Annotated in this window: 4 protein-coding genes; 3 read left to right on the top strand and 1 reads right to left on the bottom strand. The window is 60.5% G+C overall.

The features are described from left to right. The 3 genes from IC66_RS0142060 to IC66_RS49395 all read left to right on the top strand — a co-directional run. Positions 1-184 (top strand): transposase (locus IC66_RS0142060; protein WP_049806762.1); only part of this gene is annotated, 184 nt, incomplete at its 5' end. A 176-nt stretch (positions 185-360) separates the two neighbouring features. Further along, positions 361-861 (top strand): condensation domain-containing protein, encoded by a 501-nt coding sequence (locus IC66_RS0142070; protein WP_028160640.1) that lies wholly within the window; start codon positions 361-363, stop codon positions 859-861. 555 nt (positions 862-1416) lie between these two features. Continuing rightward, complete coding sequence (locus IC66_RS49395; protein WP_080593929.1) at positions 1417-1626, top strand: ClpX C4-type zinc finger protein; 210 nt, start codon at positions 1417-1419, stop codon at positions 1624-1626. Between the two features lie 281 nt (positions 1627-1907). Here IC66_RS49395 and IC66_RS0142085 read toward each other — a convergent pair whose 3' ends face one another. Next, entirely contained in the window at positions 1908-2315 is a 408-nt protein-coding gene (locus tag IC66_RS0142085) for a PilZ domain-containing protein (protein WP_014498017.1), read from the bottom strand. Positions 2316-2610 lie beyond the last annotated feature (295 nt).

Here is a 2610-nt window from a genome sequence, read left to right on the forward strand (position 1 = left end):
CGCCATTCCCAAAGCCCGGGAATTGGCCGCTGCCGAGTTCGCGACGCTGCGTCTTCGTCTCTTGAAACTCGCTGCCCGTGTGGTCGAGACCACGAACCGCATTCGCCTTGCGTTCGCCGCGGCATGTCCCGAAGCCGACCTGATCCGCGGCTTGCCCGGCGCGCTGCTGCCGCTCAGTCCTTGACCGGCGGGGCGTCCGCCCCCCGTTCGCCCAACTTATCCCTCAAGCGCGTTGCAAAGTACGGGTCGTCAGGCGGTGAAAAGCCGAAGGCAATCCTGTGCGCCTCGTCAGACAAGATGTGCGGCCGCATCAATCGGGCCCAAATGCCGCACTCTCACGAATAGGACGGGCTAGTGCGGATGTCGGATGAGGAACACGTCTTCCTGCTGACCCAGCATCACATCGTCTCGGACGGCGGTCGATTGGGCGTGCTGGTGCATGAACTCAGTCGGCTTTACCGGGCGTTCGAGGCTGGACAGGACGATCCTTTGCCGCCGTTGGCGATCCAGTATCCGGATTATGCCGCCTGGCAACGGCAGTGGCTGTCGGGGAACGGCTGCAGAAGCAGGCGAAGTATTGGCGCAACGCCCTGTCAGGCACGGCCCGTCTTGTCTTGCCGACGGACCGTGCGCGGCCGGCCCAGCAGTCGTTTGCCGGGGGCCAGTGTTCCTGTTGTCATCGATGCGGATCTGACGCGGGACTTGAAGCGGCTGAGCCGGCAGCATGGCACGACGTTGTTCCTGACGGTGCCGGCGGGCTGGGCGGCGGTGCTGTCGCGTCTGTCGGGGCAGGACGACCCTCCCCATCCGCTGCCAACAGAACTATCCGGGCCCGCTTTTCACGCTCCGGAAGCTGACTGAAACGGAGAGCGGCTTCGAACAAGAAAGTCTCAGCCAAGGGCGCGCAGAAAAGCTGGCGCCGTCTCGATGGCCATAACCAGTTCTTGGTGTTGCACGCCGGAAAGGATTGACAATTCTGTTTTAGAAAGTCGGTCTGACGCTCAATAACCCCGGTGATGACGCAAACGCGCCCGATGGACCTACCAAAAATGGTCGGCCGTACTGTTACAGGAACAGGGATATACTGTCGCTCTCAACGGAGTGAGATCTGTGCCTACACGATTAGATGTCATCGAACGGGGTTTAGCCGGAAGTATTTTCCGGTTCAAGGTTGAGCAAGAGAAGCCGTGTGTAAGGCGGAGTGTCTTGACAGATCGGGAGTAGATATAGTCTATATTGAGACTCCCTCATGACATTCAAGACGGGATCGAGGTCATCGCCAAGCCGACCGACCGTCAGCCCACAACCGCCGCCGCCTGACCGGCCCCGGCGGTCACCAAAATTCGGCGATAGCTCGCGACTCGGTCCTGCAGGTAGTACTATTCAGTGTCCCCATCACAGGAATGAGAAGCGACTATGACCTCGGACGTAATCTGTTCTTTCTGTGGAATGGAGGCGCAGCATGTTCTTGCGATCGTCACCGCTCCTGACGGAGCAGCTGCTATTTGTGATGAATGCGTTCAAGTGTGCGTTCAAGCTATCGCAGCTCGTTCACCTGAATGGTTGGAGAAGCATCGACGGTTCGTCGGGGAGCTAGGGAGCAGCGGCGGCTTTCAGCGGGAATAATCGATCAGTTTGAAGACCATCGCAAGCGCAGTCATGTTCGACAGGCAACCCTTGGATCGGATGGTGCGGTGGCGCACGGTAGCGAAGGTGCTTTCGAAGGGGCGTTTTGGTCGGGAAGCGCTTGCAGTATGGTCACCAACTCTTGGACCGTCATCGCGCCCACCGTGGTTTCGGGCGGTCACACGAGCAAGGCGAGTACTGTCAGCACGACCGGCACTAAGCTGCGCAATTGCGAATGACGACGGATGGGACTGCTCCAGGCCCACCTCATTCATACCGCTCTAGCCGAACAGCCGCATCAGCAACGCCTTGCCGACCGGCGCCGCGCGCACGCTGCGGAAGGCGCGGACATATTCGCCGGCATAGAATGCGCGGACGACATTGATCCGCGTCGCAACCGCGTCCTCGAAACGGACGCCGAAGCCGTCGCGAGTGCGGCGGACAACGGTCGCGCTCACGTTCTGGCCATAGACATTGCACTTGATCGAGGCGCCGATTGGCGGCGGGGCGGGATCGATGAAGCGCGCGCCCGAAATCGAGATGTCGGCCATCCGCACCAGCCGCGGCTCGGCGCCTTCGTGAACTAGGATCGGCTCGTCGCGTTCGAAACGCTCGGCCTTGCGGCGCCGCGGCTGCTCGATGCAGATGAAGCGCACGATCGCGAGCACGACGCAATTGTACAGAACCATAGGGTTGGGCCTCAGAAATCCAAGCGAGATAGTATCAGTGGCCATCAATGGGCCAGCGTATAACGGCCCCGTTCGGTGGGACGGTGCTCCCATGTCGAAGGGGCACCCCAAAAGCACATTGGCCGTTCAGGATTACGGTTTCTGAACCCCGCCCGCACTGACAATTCAGGGGCCGGTCAATGAATCAGGCACAGCAGCAGAAGCCCTCTCCTGAAGACAAAGTTTCCGTCACCAAGGATAAGGACGCGGGCGCATGCGGATTGCAGCGCGATTTGCAGGATCGGTTGCAGCCGGC

The sequence above is a fragment of the Bradyrhizobium genomosp. III genome (assembly GCF_000261705.1).
Classification (GTDB): domain Bacteria; phylum Pseudomonadota; class Alphaproteobacteria; order Rhizobiales; family Xanthobacteraceae; genus Bradyrhizobium; species Bradyrhizobium ottawaense.

Bases quoted from the DNA above. Each gene is read 5' to 3' on its own strand.
- IC66_RS0142070 (WP_028160640.1), top strand. From the start codon at position 361: ATGTCGGATGAGGAACACGTCTTCCTGCTGACCCAGCATCACATCGTC.
- IC66_RS49395 (WP_080593929.1), top strand. From the start codon at position 1,417: ATGACCTCGGACGTAATCTGTTCTTTCTGTGGAATGGAGGCGCAGCAT.
- IC66_RS0142085 (WP_014498017.1), bottom strand. From the start codon at position 2,315: ATGGTTCTGTACAATTGCGTCGTGCTCGCGATCGTGCGCTTCATCTGC.